This is a genomic window from Agrobacterium sp. CMT1 (genome assembly GCF_037203725.1).
In the GTDB taxonomy this organism is placed as follows: domain Bacteria; phylum Pseudomonadota; class Alphaproteobacteria; order Rhizobiales; family Rhizobiaceae; genus Agrobacterium; species Agrobacterium pusense.
In genome coordinates this window covers 462,542-486,114 of record NZ_JBBCAR010000007.1, presented here as the reverse complement: position 1 = coordinate 486,114, position 23,573 = coordinate 462,542, and the positions used below count along the sequence as shown (strand labels likewise).

Annotated in this window: 22 protein-coding genes and 1 pseudogene; 12 read left to right on the top strand and 11 right to left on the bottom strand. The window is 60.2% G+C overall.

Annotation, left to right across the window (positions count from 1 at the left end; genetic code table 11):
- Positions 1-190: 190 nt before the first annotated feature.
- On the top strand, positions 191-1,498 hold the full coding sequence (locus tag WA845_RS10880; RefSeq protein ID WP_004445502.1) for an NtaA/DmoA family FMN-dependent monooxygenase: 1,308 nt from the start codon (positions 191-193) through the stop codon (positions 1,496-1,498).
- A 77-nt stretch (positions 1,499-1,575) separates the two neighbouring features.
- Here the strand turns inward: WA845_RS10880 and WA845_RS10875 are convergent, their stop codons facing one another.
- On the bottom strand, positions 1,576-2,604 hold the full coding sequence (locus WA845_RS10875; protein WP_004445503.1) for an LLM class flavin-dependent oxidoreductase: 1,029 nt from the start codon (positions 2,602-2,604) through the stop codon (positions 1,576-1,578).
- 424 nt (positions 2,605-3,028) lie between these two features.
- On the opposite strand from WA845_RS10875, the gene WA845_RS10870 reads away from it, so the two are divergent.
- The 3 genes from WA845_RS10870 to WA845_RS10860 all read left to right on the top strand — a co-directional run bounded on the left by WA845_RS10870 (position 3,029) and on the right by WA845_RS10860 (position 6,492).
- Positions 3,029-4,177 carry a mandelate racemase family protein gene (locus WA845_RS10870; RefSeq protein WP_004445504.1) on the top strand — a complete coding sequence of 383 codons (1,149 nt, stop codon included), beginning with the start codon at positions 3,029-3,031 and terminating at the stop codon, positions 4,175-4,177.
- A gap of 6 nt (positions 4,178-4,183) precedes the next feature.
- Positions 4,184-4,813, top strand: coding sequence for an SGNH/GDSL hydrolase family protein (locus WA845_RS10865; protein ID WP_004445505.1), 630 nt, complete (start codon positions 4,184-4,186; stop codon positions 4,811-4,813).
- Positions 4,814-4,893: 80 nt separating this feature from the next.
- Positions 4,894-6,492, top strand: a complete 1,599-nt coding sequence (locus tag WA845_RS10860; RefSeq protein WP_004445506.1) for an ABC transporter substrate-binding protein — start codon at positions 4,894-4,896, stop codon at positions 6,490-6,492.
- A 384-nt stretch (positions 6,493-6,876) separates the two neighbouring features.
- Here WA845_RS10860 and WA845_RS10855 read toward each other — a convergent pair whose 3' ends face one another.
- From WA845_RS10855 to WA845_RS10840, 4 genes are read right to left on the bottom strand one after another with little or no spacing between them, the layout of a single operon-like run.
- A complete protein-coding gene (locus tag WA845_RS10855) occupies positions 6,877-7,635 on the bottom strand; it encodes an ABC transporter ATP-binding protein (protein WP_337322319.1) in 759 nt (252 codons plus the stop codon).
- Positions 7,635-8,471, bottom strand: a complete 837-nt coding sequence (locus tag WA845_RS10850) for an ABC transporter ATP-binding protein (RefSeq protein ID WP_004445510.1) — start codon at positions 8,469-8,471, stop codon at positions 7,635-7,637. Before WA845_RS10850 ends, WA845_RS10855 begins: the two co-directional genes overlap by 1 nt.
- Positions 8,472-8,475: 4 nt before the next feature.
- Positions 8,476-9,363, bottom strand: coding sequence for an ABC transporter permease (locus WA845_RS10845; protein WP_004445513.1), 888 nt, complete (start codon positions 9,361-9,363; stop codon positions 8,476-8,478).
- A complete protein-coding gene (locus tag WA845_RS10840; RefSeq protein ID WP_004445514.1) occupies positions 9,363-10,385 on the bottom strand; it encodes an ABC transporter permease in 1,023 nt (340 codons plus the stop codon). The genes WA845_RS10845 and WA845_RS10840 overlap by 1 nt, the downstream gene beginning before the upstream one ends.
- 296 nt (positions 10,386-10,681) lie before the next feature.
- Between WA845_RS10840 and WA845_RS10835 the strand changes: the two genes are divergently transcribed.
- Positions 10,682-11,317 carry a LysE family transporter gene (locus WA845_RS10835; protein ID WP_112553679.1) on the top strand — a complete coding sequence of 212 codons (636 nt, stop codon included), beginning with the start codon at positions 10,682-10,684 and terminating at the stop codon, positions 11,315-11,317.
- A 27-nt stretch (positions 11,318-11,344) separates the two neighbouring features.
- Here the strand turns inward: WA845_RS10835 and WA845_RS10830 are convergent, their stop codons facing one another.
- Positions 11,345-12,073 carry an FCD domain-containing protein gene (locus WA845_RS10830; RefSeq protein WP_112553677.1) on the bottom strand — a complete coding sequence of 243 codons (729 nt, stop codon included), beginning with the start codon at positions 12,071-12,073 and terminating at the stop codon, positions 11,345-11,347.
- A 91-nt stretch (positions 12,074-12,164) separates the two neighbouring features.
- On the bottom strand, positions 12,165-13,151 hold the full coding sequence (locus tag WA845_RS10825) for a helix-turn-helix domain-containing protein (RefSeq protein WP_112553844.1): 987 nt from the start codon (positions 13,149-13,151) through the stop codon (positions 12,165-12,167).
- Positions 13,152-13,278: 127 nt separating this feature from the next.
- Here WA845_RS10825 and WA845_RS10820 point away from each other — a divergent pair, with 127 nt between their 5' ends.
- The 7 genes and pseudogenes from WA845_RS10820 (at position 13,279) to WA845_RS10790 (ending at position 18,089) form a co-directional block, all read left to right on the top strand.
- On the top strand, positions 13,279-14,106 hold the full coding sequence (locus tag WA845_RS10820; protein WP_112553675.1) for an alpha/beta fold hydrolase: 828 nt from the start codon (positions 13,279-13,281) through the stop codon (positions 14,104-14,106).
- 26 nt (positions 14,107-14,132) lie between these two features.
- Complete coding sequence (locus WA845_RS10815; protein WP_112553673.1) at positions 14,133-14,924, top strand: SDR family NAD(P)-dependent oxidoreductase; 792 nt, start codon at positions 14,133-14,135, stop codon at positions 14,922-14,924.
- Between the two features lie 13 nt (positions 14,925-14,937).
- Positions 14,938-15,423, top strand: coding sequence for a hypothetical protein (locus WA845_RS10810; protein ID WP_077985697.1), 486 nt, complete (start codon positions 14,938-14,940; stop codon positions 15,421-15,423).
- Positions 15,424-15,604: 181 nt separating this feature from the next.
- Positions 15,605-16,901: pseudogene (gene blh / locus WA845_RS10805) on the top strand (bifunctional sulfur transferase/dioxygenase Blh).
- Complete coding sequence (bigR, locus tag WA845_RS10800) at positions 16,895-17,251, top strand: sulfite-sensing transcriptional repressor BigR (protein ID WP_107339452.1); 357 nt, start codon at positions 16,895-16,897, stop codon at positions 17,249-17,251. Before blh ends, bigR begins: the two are co-directional and overlap by 7 nt.
- Entirely contained in the window at positions 17,248-17,655 is a 408-nt protein-coding gene (locus WA845_RS10795) for a YeeE/YedE family protein (RefSeq protein WP_006698459.1), read from the top strand. Before bigR ends, WA845_RS10795 begins: the two co-directional genes overlap by 4 nt.
- Positions 17,652-18,089 carry a YeeE/YedE family protein gene (locus WA845_RS10790; protein WP_112553671.1) on the top strand — a complete coding sequence of 146 codons (438 nt, stop codon included), beginning with the start codon at positions 17,652-17,654 and terminating at the stop codon, positions 18,087-18,089. Before WA845_RS10795 ends, WA845_RS10790 begins: the two co-directional genes overlap by 4 nt.
- Before the next feature lie 73 nt (positions 18,090-18,162).
- Here WA845_RS10790 and gpmI read toward each other — a convergent pair whose 3' ends face one another.
- The 4 genes from gpmI to WA845_RS10770 all read right to left on the bottom strand — a co-directional run bounded on the left by gpmI (position 18,163) and on the right by WA845_RS10770 (position 23,561).
- The gene (gpmI, locus tag WA845_RS10785) at positions 18,163-19,680 is read right to left on the bottom strand and encodes a 2,3-bisphosphoglycerate-independent phosphoglycerate mutase (RefSeq protein ID WP_004445529.1); all 1,518 of its coding nucleotides are present in this window, start codon (positions 19,678-19,680) and stop codon (positions 18,163-18,165) included.
- Positions 19,681-20,025: 345 nt separating this feature from the next.
- Entirely contained in the window at positions 20,026-21,303 is a 1,278-nt protein-coding gene (locus tag WA845_RS10780; protein WP_112553669.1) for a 2-oxo acid dehydrogenase subunit E2, read from the bottom strand.
- A gap of 2 nt (positions 21,304-21,305) precedes the next feature.
- The gene (locus tag WA845_RS10775) at positions 21,306-22,319 is read right to left on the bottom strand and encodes an alpha-ketoacid dehydrogenase subunit beta (protein ID WP_077985702.1); all 1,014 of its coding nucleotides are present in this window, start codon (positions 22,317-22,319) and stop codon (positions 21,306-21,308) included.
- A gap of 3 nt (positions 22,320-22,322) precedes the next feature.
- Complete coding sequence (locus WA845_RS10770) at positions 22,323-23,561, bottom strand: 3-methyl-2-oxobutanoate dehydrogenase (2-methylpropanoyl-transferring) subunit alpha (protein ID WP_112553667.1); 1,239 nt, start codon at positions 23,559-23,561, stop codon at positions 22,323-22,325.
- Between the last annotated feature and the right edge of the window lie 12 nt (positions 23,562-23,573).

The following is a 23,573-nucleotide window of genomic DNA, read 5'->3' as shown; positions in this document are numbered from 1 at the left end:
GATTTCGCTGGGATTTTTGTCGGGCATCGATCAGATCGACCACGCGCGGGTGAAACTGGAGACGAAAGTTTTTCTTCTCCGCACAGCAAGGATTTTTAACTCGCGACCGGCCCCCCGGCTGTTACGCTTCCCGCAATTGCGCGGCCATACAGGCCGATAATCCAACAGACCCGAAAGAAAAAGTGGCAGCATGAGCAAGACCAAACGCCGGCTCAATCTCAACGTCGGCATCAACACGACAGGATATCTCGCCAGTGCCTGGAAATACCGGAGCGGAGACCGGCACGATATAAACGATATCGGATATTACCGACGACTGACGGAACTGGCGCATGAGGGCCGGTTCGACGCCGTTTTCCTTTCCGACCACCCGGCACTGCTGACCGACCCGGCAAGCCGGCCGTTCCACACCATTGATCCGCTCATCCTCTCGACATCGCTTGCCGCACAGGTGCCGGATATCGGCTTCGTGGCAACCGTGTCCTCCACCTACAATTCGCCCTATAATTTCGCCAGACGAACTCAATCCATCGATCTCGTCACCGGCGGCCGGCTGATCGTCAATATCGTTTCTTCCTTTAATCCCAATGTTGCCGCCAATTTTGGCAACGATCCGCTGCCGCCGCGCAGCGAACGTTATGCCAAGGCTACCGAATTCCTGGATGTCGCAAAAAAGCTCTGGTCTAGCTGGGACCCCCGCCGCGAGAGCGACGTGCCGGAGAACCGCTTCTGGGATGCGGCGACAGCCGAAACCATCGATCATGAGGGGCAATATTTCCATGTCAAAGGCCCCCTCAACGTTCCGCGCGGGCCGCAGGGGCATCCCGTTATCGCGCAGGCCGGCGCCTCCGAAGGCGGCATTGATCTCGCGGCACGCCATGGCGAGATCATCTATTGCAATATTCTGTCACGTCCCGCAGGGCAGGCCTTTGGCAAGAAGGTCCGCGACCGCGCTGTCTCCCTCGGGCGCGATCCCTCTGGCATCCGCATCGTTCCCGGCCTCGTCGTCATTCTCGGCGAAACCCGGCAGGAAGCCCTGCGTAAACATGAACTCTACAGCGGCGCCGGTTCGGAAGACGGTCTCCTGGCACGTTTCGCCAGAGAAAACGGCATAGAGCCTCGCGATTTCGACCCCGACGCGAAACTCGATGCCGAGCGTTTCATCCCCGACCAGAACCGGCAATGGGCGGTAGGCATGGGCCTTGGCCTTTCCGATCTTCTGACCCATGAAAAACTGACTGCCCGCGAGGCCGTACGCCGCTCGGAAGGACATCACCGGCTGCTGCTCGGCACGGCGGAAGAGGTAGCGGACGGCATTATCGAGCTCTGGCAGGATGGCACAGTGGACGGCTACACATTACAGCCGCCACGGGCGCCCGATGATATCGCTGAATTCGTCGAACAAGTTGTTCCGGTACTGCAGGATCGTGGGGTTTACCCGCGCGAATATGAAGCCGCGACGATCCGCGACCGCTATGGCCTGCCATACCCCGATTGAAGGACGGATGCGGCAATGTCGCTCAGTCGACCTCCCGCCGGCTTCCATTGAAAGTCGAATGGCGGGAGGTGGCGATGTTATTGCCCCGTCGCCACTTTCAAAACCGGCCTTTCGCCGGAAAGCTGCGGCAGGACAGAGGCGAAATCCGTCACGATCTGGCGATAATCGTCCGGCTGGAATTCATAGGGAAGTTCGAGGCGGAATTCCGAGACAAACGGCAGAACGGGGTCGCTCGACAATCTTTCCAGAATCTCATGCGTCGTCCCGACGATATCCGGCAGGAAAAGCGTGCGGCGCGCCCCATGCGGCGAGGTCGTGCGCTTGTCCCGCTCGGCAACGAATTCCTGGTAACGGCGGCGCGTGGCGGGGCTTGCGCTATCGGTTGGCAGGATGACGCGGCCAAGAGCGACACGCGGTTCGCGCTCATGCGCCCATTCCTGCCGGAAGCGAGCAACGAGAGCCGCCTGAGCGGTCAGAAAATCATCGGTATTCTCGCCGCTGACAATATTGCCCGTCAGAAGATTGAACCCTGCCCTGCCAGCCCAGCGCGCAGAGTTCTGCGATCCACCGCCATACCATAACCGGTCCGTCAGCCCCTTAGCGACTGGCCGAAGCCGCGGCACCTGCGCACCGGCCGCATTGCCCGCCTCCGTCTCGTTCGACAGCGGCTCCGATCGCAGCGCCCTCGCCAGCTTCTCAGCGCGCGCGTGGCTGTAGTCCGCTTCGATAACCGTATCAACATAGTCGGAAATAAGATGGGCGAAGGGCGGTGCGCCCACCGAAACCCCCACATTCAGCCGTCCGCGCGACAGGACATCCACGGTGGCCAGATCCTCCGCCAGCCTGAACGGGTTCTCGTAACCGAGTTGAATAACGGCGGTGCCTAATCCGATCCGTCTGGTTCGTTGCGAAGCCGCAGCGAGGAAAGTCGCCGCAGAGGAAACACCCCGCTCCAGATGGCGCTGGCGGACCCAGGCGCTATGATAACCCAGCGCCTCTCCTGCTTCGAAAAGCTGCAGGGTTTCTTCCAGCCCCTGTCCCGGATCATCGTCATGATAGTTGCCCGGGACAAGAAAGGCGAAATGGGAGATGTGGGAAAGGGGCATGGGCGCGCATCCGGAAACGAGTTGAAACTCAGCGACGCAAATGCAGCCCTCCTGGTTTGGAACGACCGCCCGATGCGACGCATGCTCACACAGCATGCATGATGACGGCGGCAACTGGCGCGGCATGTTCGTTTATAGTCCCGGCCATTGTTGAAAGATCATTGCGCGATTCAATAATACACTAAAATTGTCGACTATCCCTCCACACAGCCCGCCCTCACGCTTCCTCGGGTCTTTTTTTGGAATGAGGCAAATCCGCCAGAGGCTGTTCCTCACCGTCGACCTGCGCAGCGTCGAGCACAAATGACCTTGATTTCCCCCTCCAACATGTAATACAGATTATCATACATGTTGACAAATATTGCACACATGTATGACATTGCGGCGACCAACAACGCCGAGACACCTGCATGAGGGAGGAATTATGATCATTACCGACGTCGAGGTCCGTGTTTTCCGCACGACGACCCGTCGGCACTCGGACAGTGCCGGCCACGCGCATCCGGGTCCGGCGCATCAGGTGGAACAGGCCATGCTGACGATCCGGACAGAGGACGGCCACGAGGGCCATTCTTTTACCGCGCCAGAGATCGTTCGCCCGCATGTCATCGAAAAATTCGTCAAGAAAGTCCTGGTCGGTGAGGACCATCGAGACCGCGAACGGCTGTGGCAGGACCTTGCCCACTGGCAGCGCGGTTCGGCCGCCCAACTGACTGACCGCACGCTGGCGGTGGTTGACTGCGCGCTATGGGACCTTGCCGGCCGCTCCCTCAATCAACCTGTATACAAGTTGATCGGCGGTTATCGCGACAAGGTGCTCGCCTATGGCTCCATCATGTGCGGTGACGAACTGGAAGGCGGGCTGGCGACACCGGACGACTACGGCCGCTTTGCCGAGACACTGGTGAAGCGCGGCTACAAGGGCATCAAGCTGCACACGTGGATGCCGCCCGTCAGCTGGGCGCCGGATGTGAAGATGGACCTCAAGGCCTGCGCGGCCGTGCGCGAGGCGGTCGGCCCCGATATCCGCCTGATGATTGACGCCTTCCACTGGTACTCCCGCACCGATGCGCTGGCGCTGGGCCGCGGCCTCGAAAAACTCGGTTTCGACTGGATCGAGGAGCCGATGGATGAACAGTCGCTGTCCTCCTACAGGTGGCTTTCCGACAATCTCGATATTCCGGTCGTCGGCCCGGAAAGTGCGGCCGGCAAACACTGGCACCGTGCCGAATGGATCAAGGCCGGCGCCTGCGACATTCTGCGCACCGGCGTCAACGATGTCGGGGGCATCACACCGGCGCTGAAGACGATGCATCTGGCCGAAGCCTTCGGTATGGAGTGCGAAGTGCATGGAAATACCGCCATGAACCTGCATGTGGTTGCCGCCACCAAGAACTGCCGCTGGTATGAGCGTGGCCTGCTACATCCCTTCCTCGAATATGATGACGGCCACGACTATCTGAAGTCTCTGTCCGATCCGATGGACCGGGATGGCTTTGTCCACGTTCCCGACCGGCCGGGCCTTGGCGAGGACATCGATTTTACCTTCATCGACAACAACCGGGTGAGGTAACGGGCGATGAAAACGGTGCTCGCCTTTGGAGACAGCCTCACCTGGGGCGCGGACCCGGCAACGGGCCTCAGGCACCCCGCCGCATATCGCTGGCCGGAGGTTCTGGAAACCGAGCTTGCCGGCATGGCGAAAGTTTACCCCGAAGGTCTTGGCGGACGAACCACCTGCTACGACGACCACGCCGGTCCGGCCTGCCGCAACGGCGCGCGGGCGCTGGAAATAGCGCTCTCGTGCCATATGCCGCTTGACCTCGTCATAATCATGCTCGGCACCAACGACATCAAACCGGTGCATGGCGGACGCGCGGAAGCCGCCGTTTCCGGCATGCGCCGGTTAGCGCAGATCGTCGAGACCTTCATCTACAAGCCGCGAGAAGCGGTACCGAAACTGCTGATCGTTGCCCCACCGCCCTGCGTTGCAGGCCCCGGTGGAGAACCGGCGGGAGGGCGGGACGTCGGGCAATCGCTCAGGCTTGCACCGCTTTACCAAAAACTCGCTACCGAACTCGGACATCACTTCTTCGACGCCGGTTCGGTCGCCAGTGCTTCGCCGGTGGACGGCGTGCATCTGGACGCGCCGGCGACAGCGGCGATCGGCCGGGCCCTGGCCACGCCAGTCAAAGATATTCTTGGTTGATCACACGCCGCCCGAGGAGGAACCGGGCACGTGGATCGAAACGTGGAAGGCCGTATGAAGCGGCCGTATTGGGAGGAAAGATGAAACATTTTCTTGCAACAGCAGCACTTGGCGCCCTGCTGATCGGCGCCATGCCGCTCAGCACTTTTGCCGAGACGCCAAAGGACCAGCTTATTGTCGCCACGACCATGAGCAATATCCTCACACTCGACCCCGCCGCCATCACCGGCCGCGAGACCGTGCAGGTTCTGAACAATATCTATGACACCCTGATCGTGCTTTCGCCTGAGGACCGCAGCGTCCAGCCGCGCCTTGCCGAACGCTGGGAAATAGCCGAAGACCGGAAGTCGATCCGTTTCCATCTGCGTGCCGATGCCAAGTTCGCTTCCGGCAATGCCGTGACGGCAAAGGATGTGGCATGGAGCCTCAAACGGCTGCTCGCCCGCAATCTGGCGCAATCATCCTTTCTGAAAACCCGCGGTTTCAAGCTCGAAGAGGCCGACAAGCTTTTCGTTGCCGAAAGCGATCAGATCTTCGTGCTGAATATCCCCAAGCCCGACGATCCCAACCTTCTCCTGATGATCCTTGCCCAGAACGGTCCCGGCTCGATCATCGACAGCCAGACCGCGCTTGAGAATGAGAAGGATGGCGATCTCGGCGGCGCATGGCTGACGCTGAATTCCGCCGGCTCCGGCCCCTTCAAGCTGACCCAGTGGAAATCCAACGAATATATCATCCTCACCCGCAACGACGATTACTGGGGTGAAAAGGCCAAGATGAAGCGTATCCTGATGCGCCATCTGCCGGAATCGCAGTCGCAGCGGCTCATGCTGGAAAAGGGCGATATCGACGTTGCCTATTCCCTGCAGGCTCCGGATCTGAAATCACTTGAGGCCGACAAGGCCGTCACCATCGAATCCACGCCGGGCTCCGGTTTCTATTACCTCAGCGTTTCGATGAAGGACGAGAAATTCGCGAACAAGAAGGTGCGGGAGGCCCTGCGTTACCTGATTGATTACGATGGTCTCGACAAGGCGGTCATGCCCTATTACGGCAAGCTGCATCAGCGCTCCCTCAGCACCGGCGTCATGGGTGCGCTGCCGGACCAGGGCTACAAGCTCGATATTGAAAAAGCCAAGGCGCTTCTGGCCGAGGCCGGTTATCCTGATGGGTTCAAGACAACGCTGCGCGTGCTTTCGGAAGACCCGTTCATGAAAGCCGCAACGGCGATCCAGAACACGCTCGCCCAGGCAGGCATTCAGGCCGAGCTGATCAGCGGCTCCGGCGACCAGATCTATGGTGCGATGCGCGAGCGCAACTTCGAATTGCTGCTCGGCCGCGGTGGCGGCGGCCAGCAGCCGCACCCGGACAACAACCTGCGCTCGATTGCCTACAACCCCAATAATGCGGATGACGCCAAGCTCACCAATTACCAGAGCTGGCGCACCAGCTTCTTCGACGAAAAGCTGAACAAGATGATCGAGGAAGCGCTTGTCGAGCGCGATGCGGCAAAACAGACGAAGCTTTATGAAGACCTGCAGGGTTATATGGATGAAATCGTCATGTCCATTCAGCCCTTCTCCGAAGTGGTCGACACCGCAGCCTTCCGCAGCGACGTCAAGGGCATGATCGTCAGCCCCTGGCTCTCGAGGTTTGAAGTGGTGAGCAAGGAGCGATAACCGGCCGCCATATCTGCGAGTAAGAAAAGGCGCGGCTAACCCCGCGCTTTTTTTTGCTGCCGACGAGGCCTTACAAAGCCGAAATATTCCCCAAAAGTGAGGCATCCGCACTCCGTCACCCCGGACTAGATCTCGGGTCCAGCGCGATCAAGTCCTTGATCGCGTAAGACTCCTCTTGCGGCGCCGTGGCTGGATGCCGGATCCAGTCCGGCATGACGGCGGAGAGGCTCCGTTTGTCAGCAGCCCGAGGCCCGATTACCACCGGTCTTTTCTATCTTCGGCCTGCCTCCCCCAAAAAAATGCCCGGCGGGGAGGCCGGGCAAGGAAGGAGGCTGTTATCATCCGTGGCGCCCCGGAAGGAGGACGGTCACGTTCTTGGAGTCGTCACGCGCCTTCATATTCCAGTGAGGCGCCGATCAGTTCGCGCGCATAAGGATGCGTTGCATCGTTGCCAGCAATGGCCTCGCGCGGCAGGATTTCGGTTATTTCGCCACGCAGCATCACGGCGAAGCGATCGCACATGTGATCGACCACGGCGAGATCATGGGTCACCATGATATAGGTGAAACCGCGCTCTTCCCGCAGCCGCTGCAAGAGGTTGAGGATTTCCGCCTGGACCGAGACATCGAGCGCCGAGGTCGGCTCATCGAGAAGCAGCAGCGACGGTTCCAGGATCAGCGCCCTCGCAATCGCCACGCGCTGCCGTTGGCCGCCGGAGAGTTGGTGCGGGAAACGGTCGAGGAAAGACACCGGCAGGCCGACATCAGTGATGACCTTGCGCATGCGCTCCTCGCGGTCGCCGTGCTTGTGGATCGCAAGCGATTCACCAAGCACGGTGCGCACCGACTGGCGGGGATGCAGAGAGCCATAGGGGTCCTGAAACACCATCTGCAACATACGGCAGCGCTCGATCAGCGGCACGTCTCGCACCGATCTGCCGTCGATGAGGATATCGCCAGTCCAGAAATCGTTGAGCATTGAGACGCAGCGCAACACGGTGGACTTGCCCGAACCGCTTTCACCGACCAGCCCGAAACATTCGCCAGGCTCGACACGGAACGACACCGAAGGCAGCACTTTCAGTGAAGTGTTGCCGCTGCCGAAAGTGATGGAAAGATCGCGGGTTTCGACAGAAACGGCCATTATGCATTCTCCTCCAGCCATTCAGGGCGGCGGTCCAGCACCGCAAGCGGTGCGCGCGCACCGCCGATACGCGGCTGTGCCGCCAGAAGGCCGCGCGTATAGGGATGCTGCGCCTGATCGAGATCGCGGGCGGCCAGCGTTTCCACCACGCGGCCTGAATACATGATCAGCACCCGGTCGCAGAAATTGCGCACAAGGTTGAGATCGTGGCTGATCATGATGAGGCCGATGCCGCGATCGCGCACCAGACCGTCGAGAATGTTCAGCACCTGCAACCGCACCGTCACATCAAGCGCCGAAGTTGGTTCGTCAGCGATGACGAGATCGGGATCGGCAAGCAGCATCATGGCGATCATCACGCGCTGACCCATGCCACCGGAGATTTCGTGCGGGTATTGCTCGTAGACACGTGAGGCATCGCGGATCTTCACCGCATCCAGCATCGCCAGCGCCTTTTCCCGTGCCTCGGCTTTTGATGCCCTGAAGTGGCGCAGATAGGTCTCCGTCACCTGATCGCCGACGCGACGGATGGGGTTGAGGGAGAATTTCGGATCCTGAAGGATCATCGACATGCGCCGGCCGCGAACCTTCAGCATCTCCTTCTCATCGAGGGAGAGAAGATCGAGCCCGTCGAAAGCCAGCTTGTCAGCGGTGATCGTTGCCGAAGGCAGGAGGCGCAACAGAGCGCGTCCGACTGTGGATTTTCCCGAACCGCTTTCACCGACAATGCCGAGCCGCTCCCGACCGAGCGTGAAGGAGATGCCGCGCACCGCCTCGGTGGGTGAGCCACCATAACGGATACGGAGATTTTCAACATCAAGGATTGGTTTTTCCATGTTTCTATCTCCGGTTCATCTGCTTCGGATCGAGCGCATCCCGCAGCCCGTCACCGAGGAGGTTGAAAGCGAGACTGACAGACAGGATCGCAATGCCGGGAAAGGTCACCAGCCACCAGCTATCCAGCATGTAACGCCGGCCGGTGGCGATCATCGCTCCCCATTCCGGCAGCGGCGGCTGCGCGCCGAGGCCAAGAAAGCCCAGACCTGCGGCGGTCAGAATGACGGTTGCCATGTTCAGCGTCAGTCTGATGAGAACCGAGGGGAGACACATGGGCATGATCGACTTGACGATGATGCGCAGCGGCGACGCGCCCTGAAGCCTTGCAGCGGCAATGTAATCCGCCTTGCGAAAGGTCATGGCTTCAGCGCGGGCAAGACGCGCAATCGGCGGCCATGAGGTGAGCGCAATTGCAATGATCGCGTTATTAAGGCTCGGACCCAGTGCTGCGACGAAGGCGAGCGACAGGATGAGGCTAGGGAAAGACAGGAAGATATCCGTTATGCGCATCATCACCGTATCGAACTTGCCGCCGAGATAACCGGATGCCGTACCGACCAGAAGGCCGACGGGACCGACGATGATCGATACCAGCGTGATGATGGTGAGCGTGATGCGAGCGCCCCAGAGAAGACGGCTATAGATATCGCGCCCCAGCTCATCCGTCCCGAAGACATGGCCGTTGCCCGGGGGCTGCAGCGTGTTGGCGAGATTCTGTGCGTAAGGATCATGCGTCGCGAGCCAGGGCGCAAAAATCGCCGAGATGACGAGCAGCAGCAAGATCAGCAGGCCGAAAGCCGATGTCGGGCTTTTGAGGAGGAAGACGATAATGTTCTTCAGCGCGTTCAGCGGCACCGGAAGACGGAAGGAAGTTTCAGCACGGGCCGTCATCAGCGGGTCCTCGGATCGAAAAAGCGGTAGAGAATGTCGGACAGGAGATTGAGCCCGATAAAGATGACGCCGACGATCAGTACACAGGTCATCACGGCATTCATGTCGCCGATGATAAGATTGCTGGTGAGATATTGCCCGAAACCCGGCCAGGCGAAGACGGTCTCAATGAGGACCGCTCCTTCCAGCAGCGAACCGTAAGCCAGCGCGATGATGGTGACCAGCTGCACGCGAATATTGCCAAAAGCATGCAGCCACACCGTCTGCCGTTGCGACAGGCCTTTGACACGCGCGGTCGTCACATATTCCTGCCCCAGCTGATCCAGCATGAAGCTGCGCGTCATGCGGGTGATATAGGCAGAGGAGGAATAGCCCAGCAGGGCAGCTGGCAGGATGAGGTGGTTGATGGCCGACCGGAAGACCTCCATGTCACCCGCAAGCAGGCTGTCGATCAGCAGAAAGCCCGTCCGCTCCTCCACCAGACCGATATAGAACTGGTCCATGCGGCCACCGCCGCCAACGAGGCCGAGATGGGCGTAAAAAACGATCAGCGCGATCATGCCGGTCCAGAAGATCGGCATGGAATGGCCGAACAGGCTGAGAACGCGCACAAGATGATCCTGCCAGCGGTCTTTCTTCACGGCGGCGTAAACGCCCATGGGGATGCCGAGACCGGCACCGATCAGGATGGCGAAGGTCGCAAGCTCGATCGTCGCCGGCATCACGCTTATGATGTCCTCGATGACGGGGCGGCCCGTGCGGATCGACGTTCCGAAATTGCCGGTGAAGACATCTCCGAGATAATAGACGAACTGCTGCCACAGCGGGCGGTCAAAGCCGAGCGCGTGATAGACCTGTTCATAGGTTTCGCGGGTCGCATCCTCACCGACAATGGCCCGCACTGGGTCGGCGGGCATCAGGCGGCCAATGAAAAAGGTCAGCAGCAGCAATCCAAGCAGCGTGACCGCAATACTTCCGATCTGGCCGGACAAGCCATAAAGCGAAAGGCGTCTTTTTGACATGATTCCTCCCTTGCCAGTCATCGAACGTGCAAGGAGCACATCCTGTCTGACAACTATGGTAAAGTTGTCACAGGTGTTGCGGGCTGTCAAGCATCCGACGCCAAAATCGATATCGGCAAGCGCGGGGGTATACAGGGACAGCGTTGCCCAGGCGGCGGTTGCGGCGTTCTTCTTTCCCTAAAGAAGCCCACATTGCCACAACCGCAAAACGCTGTATTCTCCCTGCCCACAGAAGGCTGACATGGAAATTCGTGGCGATTTGACCGCTCGTGTCTGCTGCCTCGGGGGAGGAAAATATGATCGACGTGACGCTCCTGGCCTTTGCCATGGTCGCCTTTATCGGCATTGCAACACCCGGCCCCACCGTCTTGCTGGCGCTTGCCAATGGTTCGAAATTCGGCGTGCGTCGCGCGATGATCGGCATGGTTGGTGCCGTCCTTTCGGATTTCGTCCTGATCGGCGCGGTTGCACTGGGACTGGGGGCCCTTATGGCCGCCTCGGAGTTCTGGTTCGGTGTCGTCAAGTGGGCGGGGGTCTGCTACCTTGTTTACCTTGGCATCATGCTTCTGCGTTCAAGAGGGACGCTTGACGGCGCTCGCGGCTCTGCAGAGGCAAACAGGGCCGCATCGGCGCGCTCGATCTTCCTGAAGAGCTTTCTCGTCGCCGTGACCAATCCTAAGGGATACCTGTTTTTTTCGGCCTTCCTGCCGCAATTCATCGATGTCGCCGCGCCGCAGACTCAGCAATATACCGTACTTGCGCTGATCTTCGCCGGCATCGATTTCATCGTGATGTTCGCATACGCCCTGTTCGGCGCGCAGGCGGTCAGGATATTGCGCAAGTCCGGAGCATTATGGCTCGACCGCATCTGCGGCGGCGCGCTGTTGACGCTTGCTGCTTCCCTGGCGTTTTACCGACGGGCCAACGCATAATTCATTGCCATATCAGCTATTTCCGCCCTACTCAGCCACGGTGCGGGACCGCAGGAGCACCTTGTAACGCTCGAGACTGCCGCGCAGATGCGAGGCCATATATTGGCGCGCGGCATCGGCGTCTCCCTCGATAATGGCATCGACGATCTTGCCGTGCTCCTCTTGCAGGTGGAGGTTGTAATCCTTGGGGCGCGACCCCGGCGCGGCACCCTGCAATTCGCCGCGGGGAATGATACCGGACCGAATGAGTTGAAGAAACTCCGGAAACCGCCTGTTCTGCGTGGCCTGCGCGATGGCGAGATGGAATTCGAAATCGGCGTCCCGCGTTGGTAGCCCGGCGGCGAGACAGTCACCGACACGCCGATGCGCATCCACGATCGATTCCACCTGCACGGCGGAACGGCGCGAGGCCGCCAGCCCGGCGGATTCCACTTCGAACACAGTCCGCAGTTCCAGGAGTTCGATAACCGAGGAAATGCGACCCACGGCGAGATCGTTAAAAGGCAGTTCCTTTGCCGGCTTGGCTTCGACAGCAAAGACCCCTGCGCCCTTGCGTGCTTCAACAAGGCCATCGGCACGAAGAATGGCGATGGCCTCGCGCACAACCGTTCGGCTGACGGAATATTCCCGCGTCAATTCGCTTTCACTCGGAAGCCGGTCACCCGGGCGGAACACCCCCTCCGCCAGGTCCCGTCGCAAGGCCGAACTGATTTTCGCCGCAAGCGATACTTGCTTGGCGCTGCTCTCGACGTCCATTTCGGTCCACCTGTTTTAAACTTGTCTGGCATGTTAGCAAACCCCGGCCACATTGCAAGTGCCGGGTACCACCACCCCCATTGGATCAACCTCAGGCAGCAACCATGGCCGAACCGCTGGAAAAGCGGCTTCTATACTCTCCCGGTGAGAGGCCGAGAATGCGGTGAAACACCCGGCGAAAGGCGGCAGCATCCTCATAACCCACCGACCAAGCGATCTGATCGACCGAACGGCGGGTGAATTCCAGCAATTCACGCGCCTTGCCGACCCGCAGGTGCTGGACATATTCGATGGGCTTCATGCCGGTCGCCACCTTGAAGCGGCGCAGAAAGGTTCGCTCCTCCAGCCCGGCATGGCCGGCCATGTCGGTAACGCTTGTCGCCCGCCCGGCACGGGCCTGCAACCAGTGCTGCACCTTCAGGATCGGCTCATCGCCATGCGTCAGCCTTGGGGCGAAACTACTATAATGACGCTGTTCCCGTCCTGACGGGTCGATCAGCAGAAACTTGCCGGTCTCGATCATCACGGAAGGGCCGAGCAGCCGGTCGACGATGCGCAGACCAAGATCGGTCCACGCCATCAACCCGCCGGCTGTGATGATATCGCCGTCCTCGATGACGATCTTGTCTATCTCCAGCCGGACATCGGGAAATCGGTCCCGAAAACGCTCCGCAAACAACCAGTGGGTCGTCGCCGGGCGGCCAGCCAGAAGCCCGGTGGCCGCGAGCATGAACGACCCGCCGCAACTGGCAGCCAGCGTCGCGCCCTGGGCGTGCCGGTTCAGCAGCCAGCGGGCGTAAGGCTCGGCTTCCTCGATTTCAGCCGGCCCGGTCAACCGGCCGGGCACAACGAAGATATCGGGATGCCCCGGCCTGCCGGGTTCCGTGTCATAGGAGCGGGAAAACTCACCGCCTTCGCCCATGCTCCAATGGCTGACCCGCAATTTAGGCCCGCCGCGATCCTGTGAAAATACCGACGCGATGGCGAAAAGATCGGTGATGCCATGCACCATGGCGATCTGGCAGTCCCGATAGAGGACCAGCCCCACTTCCAGCGCGCTTCCCGTTACACCCGCCATGCCCAACCCCCGTTTTGTCAGTTTCGGCTCGCTTTCTGTCAGAAGCGCCAATCCAGCCCCGGCTGCGTCAAGAGTATCTCTATTCCCACGGGACGCAAGCAAGCTCCCTGCAACAGGAGAGAGAGCCATGACAACGATCACCACCAGAGACGGAACGCACATCTTCTACAAGGACTGGGGCCCGAAAGACGGCCAGCCCATCATCTTCTCCCACGGCTGGCCGCTCAGCGCCGACGCCTGGGACGCGCAGATGGTGTTCTTCGCCAATAACGGTTTGCGCACCATCGCCCATGACCGCCGCAGCCACGGCCGCTCCGATCAGGTTTGGCATGACAACACCATGGATCAATATGCCGACGATCTGGCCGAGTTGATCGAACAACTCGATCTTCACGACATCATTCTGGTTGGCCATTCCACCGGTGGCGGCGAGGTGACACGTTACATCGGCCGCCACGGCACCGCCCGCGTTGCCAAGATCGCTCTCATCGGCGCGGTGCCGCCGCTGATGCTGAAGACGGAAAGCAACGCCATCGGTCTGCCAATCGATGTTTTCGACGGCATCCGTAAGGGCACCTATGACAATCGCAGCCAGTTCTTCAAGGATCTGACCATTCCCTTCTACGGCTACAACCGCGAAGGCGCCGTCATATCCGAAGGTATCCGTGATGAGTTCTGGCGGCAGGGCATGATGGGCGGCCTGAAAGGTCAGCTCGACAGTATCCGCGCCTTTTCGGAAAGCGATTTCCATCAGGACCTGAAAGCTTTCGACAAGCCGACGCTGGTTCTGCACGGCGATGACGACCAGATCGTGCCGGTCGGCGCTTCCGCGCTTTCCACGGTCAAGATCGTCAAACATGCGGTGCTCAAAATCTATCAGGGAGCCGATCACGGCCTGACACAGACCCATCAGGACCGGTTCAACGCCGACCTGCTCGCCTTCATCAACGGCTGAAACCACCGGATACAGGAGACACGGACATGACACAGAATACATTTCTCATCACCGGCGCATCCGACGGCATCGGCGCGGTTTATGCCGAACGTCTGGCAAAACGCGGCCACGATCTCATTCTGGTGGCGCGACGCGACGAGAAGCTGAAGGCATTGGCCGCGCAGCTGGAAAAGGATCATCACATCGCCGTCGAGGTTCTCTCCGCCGATCTTTCCAGGGCGGAAGATCTCGAAAAGGTCGAGGCGCGGCTGCGTGAGGACCGGCGGATTACCGGCCTCGTCAACAATGCCGGTATCGCTGGCGAAGGCGCGATCACGGCGCTGGACCCGGCCTATGTGACGACGATGATCAACCTCAACGTTCTCGCCGTCACACGGCTTGCGGCGGCCATCGCGCCGCGCCTTGCCGCCGACGGAAATGGCACGATCATCAACATCACATCAGTTACAGCACTGATGCCGGCAGCATTCACCGCCGTCTACCCGGCCACCAAGGCTTTCGTGCTCGCTTTTACCGAGGCGCTGCAGGCACAGCTTTCACCCTCTGGCGTGCGGGTTCAGGCTGTCCTGCCAGGTATCACCCGCACGGCCATCTGGGAGGAAGAACGGCTCGATGCCATTCCGGCCGCGATGGTCATGGATGTCAATGACATGGTGGATGCTGCCCTTGCCGGTCTCGACCTTGGCGAAGCGCTGACCATTCCCTCCCTGCCGGACACTGCCGATCTTGAAAATTTCCTTGCCGCGCGTGCAGCCCTGCGGCCCAATCTCTCCCATGCACTTGCCGCCAGCCGGTATCGTGCAGCCAAACCCGAATAGAGGGGCACGTATCATGATCCTCGGACTGACCATTCCCCAATTCACAGCGCTGCATGTGGGCTTGAGCTTCATCGGCATTGCTACCGGACTGATCGCCCTGCCCGCTTATGCGGCAGGGCGATGGATGCCCCGCATGATGGCGCTATTCCTCGTCACCACGCTTGCCACCACGCTCACCGGCTTCCTGTTCCCAATCGGAAATTTCACACCGGCACTCGGTGTCGGCGTCATATCGACCCTCGTTCTGGCAATCGCACTTGTCGCGCTTTACGGATACGGTCTGAATGGCAGGGCGCGCATCATTTATACGATCACCGCCACGATGAGCCTCTATCTCAACATGTTCGTCCTGATTGTGCAGGCCTTTCTCAAGGTCGAAACGCTCAACAAGCTGGCGCCGAACGGCAACGAACCACCCTTCCTGATCGCCCAGACGGTCCTGCTTGTAGGAGCGATCTGTCTCGGCTGGAAGGCGACGCGCAGCAGGCTTGCCGTCTGAGGCCAGTGTGAATCCTAATCGATGCCGCAAACATGCCTTGCGCCCTGCCACCCGGGCGCAGGGGATGTTCCGCTAACACGCCACAAGCCGCAGATAGCTGAGAAGGTACCTCGCACTCTTGCCATCGATCAATATACATTATACAATAATATATATTGAGTTGTTGCCACAGGAGATGTCGATGAAAGTCGTTAAGATCAACGAGCGCTTGACCGTTGCGGGGCAGCCGATGACCGCCGATTTCCAATCGCTCTCCGCGCAGGGTTATAAAAGCGTCATCAATGCCCGGCCGGATGGCGAAGAGCCGAGCCAACCGGGCAATGAGCAGGAAAGAAGCGCCGCCGGGGCGGCAGGCATGGACTATGGCTTCATCCCGGTCACCGGCCCTGCCATCACTGAGGCCGATATCCGCGCCTTTCAACAGAAAATGGCGGAAGCGGCAGGCCCCGTTTTTGCCCATTGCAAGGGTGGCACCCGTGCGCTCACGCTTCATGTGCTCGGGGAAGCGCTCGACGGACGCATGGAACGTGGCGACATCGAGGCTTTTGGCAAGGCGCATGGCTTTTGATCTTTCCGGCGCCACCCGCTGGCTGGAGCGACGCGCGGCAGCGGTTCCGCACGTCAAGGCATTCTTTGATCCGCGCACCTGGAGCGTGCAATATGTCGTTTCCGATCCAGTGACCAAACGCTGCGCCATTATCGATCCGGTCTATGATTTCGATGAGAAATCCGGCGCAACCGGAACGATGAATGCCGACGCCATTCTGAACCATGTGGAAAGCGAAGGCCTGTCGGTGGAATGGATTCTCGATACTCATCCGCATGCCGACCATTTCTCCGCCGCCCATTACCTGAAGCAGAAGACCGGTGCGCAGACAGCCATCGGCGCGAAGATCACCGGCGTACAGCGGCTCTGGCAGGAAAAATACAATTGGCCGGACCTTGAAACCGATGGTTCGCAATGGGACAGGCTGTTCGAGGCGGGCGACAGGTTCAATATCGGTTCGCTTGAAGCGCGCGTGCTGTTTTCGCCCGGCCATACGCTCGCCTCCGTAACCTATGTGGTGGGAGATGCCGCCTTCGTGCACGATACGCTTTTTATGCCGGATTCAGGCACAGCGCGGGCTGATTTTCCCGGTGGCAGCGCCAGAGAACTCTGGGCGTCCATTCAGGACATTCTCGCCCTTCCGGACGAAACACGGCTGTTCACCGGCCATGATTATCAGCCCGGCGGCCGCGCGCCGAAATGGGAAAGTACTGTGGGCGAACAGAAACGCAGCAATCCACATCTGGTCGGCATGACGGAGGAAAGCTTCATCCACCTCAGGGAAACGCGGGATCGGACCTTGCCGATGCCAAAGCTCATCCTCCATGCCCTGCAGGTCAATATTCGCGGCGGACGACTGCCGGAGCCGGAGGCAAATGGCAGGCGTTACCTGAAATTCCCTCTTGATGTGCTGGAGGGCAGCACATGGTAAAAGGAAAGACGCTCGGAAAGCCCCTTCATACTCCTGACATTCCCCTTCCCGCCATGGAGGAACGGGCCGTGGAAGTCGCACTGCTTTTGAAGACCCTTGCCCACCCTGCGCGGCTGATGCTGGCCTGCACGCTGGCGCAGGGAGAGTTCTCCGTGGGAGAGCTGGAAGCCAGGCTGGATATTCGCCAGCCTACACTCTCCCAGCAGCTGGGCGTCCTGCGGGAAGCCGGTGTGGTTGAAACCCGGCGTGACGCCAAGCAAATTTTCTACCAGCTGAGCGAAGCGAAAGCGGCGCAGCTGATCGAGGCGCTTTACACCATATTCTGCGCGCCGGAGGAGGAGACCGCGTGAGCCCCTACTGGTCTTCTCTTTTCGGCGGCATGTTGCTCGGCCTCGCCTGCGTTCTCCTGTTTGTCTTTAACGGCCGCATTGCCGGTATCAGCGGGATCATCGGCAGAACTCTTGGCAGGGAGCGGCGTCTTGCCGATCTCGCTTTCATCGCCGGCTTGCTGGCGGGACCTTATATCCATGCCGCAGCATTCGGCCGGCTACCCGCAATCACCGTCGCTGCCCCTTGGCCCCTCATCCTGATTGCCGGTCTGCTGGTGGGTTTTGGCACACGCCTGGGCTCCGGCTGCACCTCCGGCCATGGCATCATGGGGCTGGCGCGGTTTTCCCGGCGCTCGATAGCCGCAACCGCCACCTTCCTGATCGCCGGCATCTTTACTGCGACGATAGCGGGAGCCCTGTCATGAAAAATCCGGCCGTAGCGCGTATTGCACTTGCATTGCTTGCAGGAGCGTTGTTCGGATTCGGCCTTTCGCTGTCGGGCATGGTCGATCCGGCGCGTGTTTCCGGCTTTCTCGACATCGCAAGCGGCCATTGGGACCCGAGCCTGATGTTCGTTCTTGGCGGTGCCATTATGGTCGCGGCGCCGGGCGTGCTGCTCAGCAGACGTCTCGCCAAGCCCGTTCTCGCCGACGATTTCCGCCTTCCAGCAAAGACCCGCATCGACGGGCCGCTGATAACCGGCTCGGCGATTTTCGGCATCGGTTGGGGGCTTGCCGGCTTCTGCCCCGGCCCGGCACTCTCCGCTGTCGGCCTTGGGCTGATGCCAGTCGTTCTTTTCGTCTGCGCCATGATTGCCGGCATGCTGGCTCACGACCGCCTCTACGCGAAGCAGTCATAGCTTAAAACGCTCGTTCGGAACCTGAAACAGACGGTCGCGCGGGGGTGAAATGCTGCCGCGCGACGACGTATGATTAAAGGTCGATCAGGCTCTTGCCCGTCATTTCCGGCGGCAAGGGCACATTCATCAGTTGCAGCAGGGTGGGCGCGACATCGGCGAGAATGCCGTCATGCAGCTTCGCACCTTCAGGGCCACCGAAAAGGATCACCGGAACCGGATTTGTGGTGTGCGCCGTATGCGGGCCGCCGGTCACCGGGTCGACCATGGTTTCGCAATTGCCGTGGTCGGCAATCACAAGCATTGCGCCTCCCACTTTTTCGAGTGCGGCAACCACCGCACCGAGGCCACGATCCACGGCTTCACAGGCCTTGATTGCGGCCTGCAGATCACCGGTATGGCCGACCATATCAGGGTTGGCGTAATTGGTGACGATGAGATCGTAACCCTTGCCGATCGCCTCGACAAATTTTTCCGTTACCTCGGGCGCGCTCATTTCCGGCTGCAGGTCGTAGGTCGCGACCTTCGGGGATTTCGGCATGAAGCGATCTTCACCGACTTCCGGCTCTTCCTTGCCGCCGTTCAGGAAGAACGTCACATGCGGATATTTTTCCGTTTCGGCGAGGCGGAACTGCGTAAGTCCCTGCTTCGCCACCCAGGCGCCAAGCGTGTTGACGATATCGCGCTTCGGGTAAGCCGTGGTCATGAAATCATTGTGCCGGGTAGAATATTCCACCATGCCAAGCAGCGCCGAGAGCACTGGCTTTTCGCGCGCAAAACCGTCGAAATCATCGGCACCGATGGCAAGCAGGATTTCACGCGCGCGGTCAGCACGGAAGTTCAGGCAGAACAGGCCATCGCCGGCCTTGAAGCCTTCATAACCGTCGATCACGGTCGGCAGGATGAACTCGTCCGTGACTTTATTCGCGTAGCTCTGTGCAACGGCGCTCACCGCATCCCGGGCGTGCTCGCCTTTGGCCAGGACCATCGCGTCATAGGCCTTTTCGACACGCTCCCAGCGGTTGTCGCGGTCCATCGCATAATAACGGCCGATCACGGTGCCGATGCTGGCGCCTTCCGGCAGGCTTGCCACAAGCGCAGCCACAAAATCTTCAGCGGATTGCGGCGCGACGTCACGACCATCGGTGATGGCATGCACCACGACCTTCAGGCCGTGGCTGACCATCAGCTTCACCGCCGCCTGGCCGTGGAGGATATGGCCGTGAACGCCGCCATCGGAAACGACGCACATCAGATGCGCCACACCGCCTGCGGCCTTCACCTTGGCGGCGAAATCAAGCATCGCCGCATTGCGGAAAAAGCTGCCATCCTCGATTGCAAGATCGATCTGGCCGAGATCCATGGCGACGATGCGGCCCGCACCGATATTGGTATGACCGACTTCGGAATTGCCCATTTGTCCGGTAGGCAGCCCCACCTTAGGACCAAACGTGGTGAGCCTCGCATTCGGGCAGGTGGCGAAAAGCCGGTCCATGGTGGGCGTGTTCGCCAGAACAGGCGCGTTGCTGGATGTATCCTCACTCAGCCCCCAGCCATCGAGAATAGTCAGGACAACGGGCTTGGGAGTTTGCATGGGAGGACCTTTTTCGTTCTGTTGCCGGCGGAGAGCGGACCGCCGGGCACCGGAGCGCCCTCGTCCGCGACTGTGATCGTGATGAGAAAACATGCTTCTCGTTCTTCTCTTCTATACCCGAAGATGACGAACGCAAGCCTATACCGATAGCGAAACAGTTCCGTGAAGGCTGAAAACGCGGGCTAAGAAATGCGGTCATGACACGCATACGCCCTCCTCCCTGTGCTCGTCACAGGAATCCAGCCGACGCGCGTCTGGGCGACGGGACGAGTTCCTTTCAGCCCAAAGACTTGGGCTGGCTGGGTCCCTTTGACGAGCACACGGAGGAGGGAGCACGGATCGCCTTCAATCGATGAAAATAAGCGCCGGCTTTTCCAGAAGCGCCTTGACGGCCTGTATGAAGACTGCCGCATCCCAGCCGTCCACGACACGATGATCGAAGCTCGAAGACAGGTTCATCATCCTGCGCGGCACAAAGCGAATTCCGTCCCAGACCGGCCGCGTCATGATCTTGTTGACGCCAATGATCGCCACTTCGGGGTAATTGATGATGGGCGTCGAAACGATACCACCCAACGCCCCAAGCGAGCTGATGGTGATGGTGGAGCCCATCAGTTCTTCCCGATGCGCCGTCCCGGTGCGAGCGGCTTCGGCAACGCGTGCGACCTCGTCTGCGCACTCCCAAAGGCCGAGCGCTTCCGCGTGGCGCACAACCGGGACGGTGAGGCCTGACGGTGTCTGCGTTGCAATGCCGATATGAACCGCCTCGTAGTGGCTGACGACACCTTTTTCATCATCGAAAAGCGCATTCATACCAGGATGATCGGCAACGGCTTTGACAAGCGCGCGCATCAAAAATGGCAGGACCGTCAGTTTCGGCTGCCCGGAACGGCGGTTGCCGTTCATCGTAGCGCGCAGATCTTCCAGATCGGTCACGTCGACTTCTTCGACATAGGTGATGTGGGGAATGCGGGAGGCGGAAAGCACCATCTTCTCGGCAATCTTGCGCCTGAGCCCGGTCACCTTCACCTCTTCGACAGCGCTATCGTGGGGTGCCATCGGTTCAGTGCGTTCCGGCCGCCCCCGCACGGTTAAGAACGCGTCGAGATCGGCATGGGTAATATGCCCGTCGGGACCCGTTCCCTTGACCTGTGCAAGATCGATATCGAGATCGTCAGCACGCTGGCGAACGGCCGGAGATGCCAGCGGCTTATGGTGCAGTTCGACCGCAGGCGCCGTGTTGGCTTCCCCGGCTTCGCGTGGCACCGGCTGGGTCTCAACGGGTGGCGGCGTGTCCGTCATGTCGGCGGGCGCTTCCTCTTCCGTCATGCGGGTCGGCGCCTCCCCTTCCGGCGCGCTACCATTGGCAGCGACGGCAGCGACATCGGTTTCGATGCGCAGGAGCGGTGCTTTCACCGGCACCGTATTTCCCACCGTTACCGCGAGCCAGGTGACGACGCCCGCCACCGGCGAAGGGATTTCCACCGTCGCCTTGTCGGTCATCACCGCGGCCAGCACCATGTCCTCGTGGACAAGATCGCCCGGTTTGACGTTCCATTCCACGAGTTCGGCTTCCGCCACACCTTCACCGACATCGGGCATGGTTAGAATAAATTCTGCCATGATCAGGCCTCCATGACTTCGACAAGAGCCCGCCCGACGCGGGCTGGCCCCGGAAAATAGTCCCACTCCTGCGCATGGGGATAAGGCGTATCCCAACCTGCGACGCGCACGACGGGAGCCTCAAGGTGATAAAAACAATGTTCCTGCACCAGGGAGACGACTTCTGCCCCGAAGCCGGAGGTCAACGTCGCCTCATGCACCATGACGCAGCGGCCGGTCTTGGAAACCGACTTCACGACGGTATCGAGGTCGAGCGGCAGCAGGCTGCGCAGATCAATGATCTCGGCGTCCACCCCCGTCTCTTCCGCCGCTGCCAGCGCCACATGCACCATGGTGCCATAAGCGATGACCGTGACATCGTTTCCGGGGCGGCGGATTTCGGCCTTGCCGATGGGAATGGTGTAGTGCCCTTCCGGCACCTCCCCCTTCTCGTGTTTGGACCATGGCGTTACGGGTCGGTCATGGTGACCGTCAAACGGGCCGTTATAAAGCCGCTTCGGCTCCAGAAACATTACGGGGTCGGGATCTTCGATGGACGCTATCAGTAGCCCCTTGGCGTCGTAAGGATTGGAAGGAACCACCACTTTCAGCCCGCAGACATGGGTGAAAAGCGCCTCCGGGCTCTGGCTATGCGTCTGGCCTCCGAAAATGCCGCCGCCGGTCGGCATGCGAAGAACGATCGGGCAGGTAAAGTCCCCGTTTGAGCGGTAACGGATACGCGCTGCCTCCTGGGTGATCTGGTCATAGGCGGGATACATGTAATCGGCGAACTGGATTTCGACACAGGGCCGCAATCCATAAGCGGCCATGCCGATGGCGGTGCCGACAATGCCGGATTCGCTGATCGGCGCATCGAAACAGCGGGTTTTACCGTATTTCTGCTGCAGCCCCTGCGTGGCGCGGAAAACGCCGCCGAAATAACCCACATCCTCACCAAAAACCACGACATCGTCGCTGCGTTCCATGGATACATCCATGGCGCTGCGGACGGCTTCAATCATCGTCATTCTTGCCATGTCTTACCATCCTGCCTTCTGGCGCTGGCGGACGAGATGCGCCGGCATCTCGGCGTAAACACCTTCGAAAATATCCTTCTTCGGCGGTTTTTTGCCCTCGTGCAGCGTGCCGTGGCTTTCCGCCTCGCGCTGGGCTTCCAGCACCTCATCGGCGATCTCCGCTTCCGCCTGCCGGTGCCGCTCTTCCGACCAGACGCCACGCAGGATGAGGTGTTTCTTCAACCTCAGGACAGGGTCGCCCAGAGGCCATGCTTCGGACTCGGTCTTCGGGCGGTAGGCGCTCGGATCGTCAGAGGTGGAATGCGCGCCGACACGATAGGTGACGTATTCGATGAGCGTCGGGCCGAGATTGCGGCGCGCCCGCTCCACGGCCCAACGGGCCACGGCATAAACGGCCAGATAATCATTACCGTCGACCCGCAGTGCGGGAATACCGAAACCCAGCCCGCGTGCCGCGAAGGTCCCGGAGCCCCCGCGTGCAATGCCCTGAAAGGTGGAAATGGCCCATTGGTTGTTGACGATGTTGAGAACGACCGGCGCCTTGTAGGTCGATGCAAAAACCATCGCCGAATGAAAGTCCGACTCCGCCGTCGAGCCATCGCCAATCCAGGCGGCCGCAATCTTTGTATCACCCTTGATGGCCGACGCCATCGCCCATCCCACCGCCTGCACATATTGCGTGGCGAGATTGCCGGATACGGTGAAGAAACCGTGTTCTTTGGAAGAGTAGAGGACCGGCAGTTGCCGCCCGTGCAGCGGGTCGAGTTCGTTGGAATAGATCTGGTTCATCATGGTGACGAGCGGATAGTCGTCGGCGATCAGCAGACCTGCCTGCCGATAGGTCGGGAAGTTCATGTCGCCCTTGGAAAGCGCCTTGCGGAAGGCGCAACTCACTGCCTCCTCCCCGAGATGCTGCATATAAAAAGAGGTCTTGCCCTGCCGCTGCGCCATCAGCATGCGCGCATCGAAAGCCCGAAGCCTCATCATGTTCTTCAGACCCGTCAGCAGGTCGTCATCCGAAAGCAGCCCGGCCCAAGGTCCGACGGCCTCACCCTGATGATTAAGGACGCGAATGATCGAATAAGCGAGATCACGCATGCTTTCCGGCGCTGCATCCACATCCGGGCGCGGCACGGAGCCGGCCTTGGGTATCTTTACATTGGAGAAATCCGGCTGATCGCCGGGCCGCACGGCGGGTTCCGGAACATGCAGGCTGAGATGTGGCGTTTCTGATATATCCATTCTACTCCTCCC

Excerpts from the sequence above, each read along its gene's own strand:
- WA845_RS10880 (WP_004445502.1), top strand. The coding sequence starts at position 191 with ATGAGCAAGACCAAACGCCGGCTCAATCTCAACGTCGGCATCAACACG.
- WA845_RS10825 (WP_112553844.1), bottom strand. The coding sequence starts at position 13,151 with ATGGCGGGTGTAACGGGAAGCGCGCTGGAAGTGGGGCTGGTCCTCTAT.
- WA845_RS10865 (WP_004445505.1), top strand. The coding sequence starts at position 4,184 with ATGAAAACGGTGCTCGCCTTTGGAGACAGCCTCACCTGGGGCGCGGAC.
- WA845_RS10850 (WP_004445510.1), bottom strand. The coding sequence starts at position 8,471 with ATGGAAAAACCAATCCTTGATGTTGAAAATCTCCGTATCCGTTATGGT.
- bigR (WP_107339452.1), top strand. The coding sequence starts at position 16,895 with ATGGTAAAAGGAAAGACGCTCGGAAAGCCCCTTCATACTCCTGACATT.
- WA845_RS10770 (WP_112553667.1), bottom strand. The coding sequence starts at position 23,561 with ATGGATATATCAGAAACGCCACATCTCAGCCTGCATGTTCCGGAACCC.
- WA845_RS10870 (WP_004445504.1), top strand. The coding sequence starts at position 3,029 with ATGATCATTACCGACGTCGAGGTCCGTGTTTTCCGCACGACGACCCGT.
- gpmI (WP_004445529.1), bottom strand. The coding sequence starts at position 19,680 with ATGCAAACTCCCAAGCCCGTTGTCCTGACTATTCTCGATGGCTGGGGG.
- WA845_RS10830 (WP_112553677.1), bottom strand. The coding sequence starts at position 12,073 with ATGGACGTCGAGAGCAGCGCCAAGCAAGTATCGCTTGCGGCGAAAATC.
- WA845_RS10780 (WP_112553669.1), bottom strand. The coding sequence starts at position 21,303 with ATGGCAGAATTTATTCTAACCATGCCCGATGTCGGTGAAGGTGTGGCG.
- WA845_RS10775 (WP_077985702.1), bottom strand. The coding sequence starts at position 22,319 with ATGGCAAGAATGACGATGATTGAAGCCGTCCGCAGCGCCATGGATGTA.
- WA845_RS10860 (WP_004445506.1), top strand. The coding sequence starts at position 4,894 with ATGAAACATTTTCTTGCAACAGCAGCACTTGGCGCCCTGCTGATCGGC.
- WA845_RS10875 (WP_004445503.1), bottom strand. The coding sequence starts at position 2,604 with ATGCCCCTTTCCCACATCTCCCATTTCGCCTTTCTTGTCCCGGGCAAC.
- WA845_RS10855 (WP_337322319.1), bottom strand. The coding sequence starts at position 7,635 with ATGGCCGTTTCTGTCGAAACCCGCGATCTTTCCATCACTTTCGGCAGC.
- WA845_RS10820 (WP_112553675.1), top strand. The coding sequence starts at position 13,279 with ATGACAACGATCACCACCAGAGACGGAACGCACATCTTCTACAAGGAC.
- WA845_RS10835 (WP_112553679.1), top strand. The coding sequence starts at position 10,682 with ATGATCGACGTGACGCTCCTGGCCTTTGCCATGGTCGCCTTTATCGGC.
- WA845_RS10790 (WP_112553671.1), top strand. The coding sequence starts at position 17,652 with ATGAAAAATCCGGCCGTAGCGCGTATTGCACTTGCATTGCTTGCAGGA.
- WA845_RS10815 (WP_112553673.1), top strand. The coding sequence starts at position 14,133 with ATGACACAGAATACATTTCTCATCACCGGCGCATCCGACGGCATCGGC.
- WA845_RS10840 (WP_004445514.1), bottom strand. The coding sequence starts at position 10,385 with ATGTCAAAAAGACGCCTTTCGCTTTATGGCTTGTCCGGCCAGATCGGA.
- WA845_RS10810 (WP_077985697.1), top strand. The coding sequence starts at position 14,938 with ATGATCCTCGGACTGACCATTCCCCAATTCACAGCGCTGCATGTGGGC.
- WA845_RS10845 (WP_004445513.1), bottom strand. The coding sequence starts at position 9,363 with ATGACGGCCCGTGCTGAAACTTCCTTCCGTCTTCCGGTGCCGCTGAAC.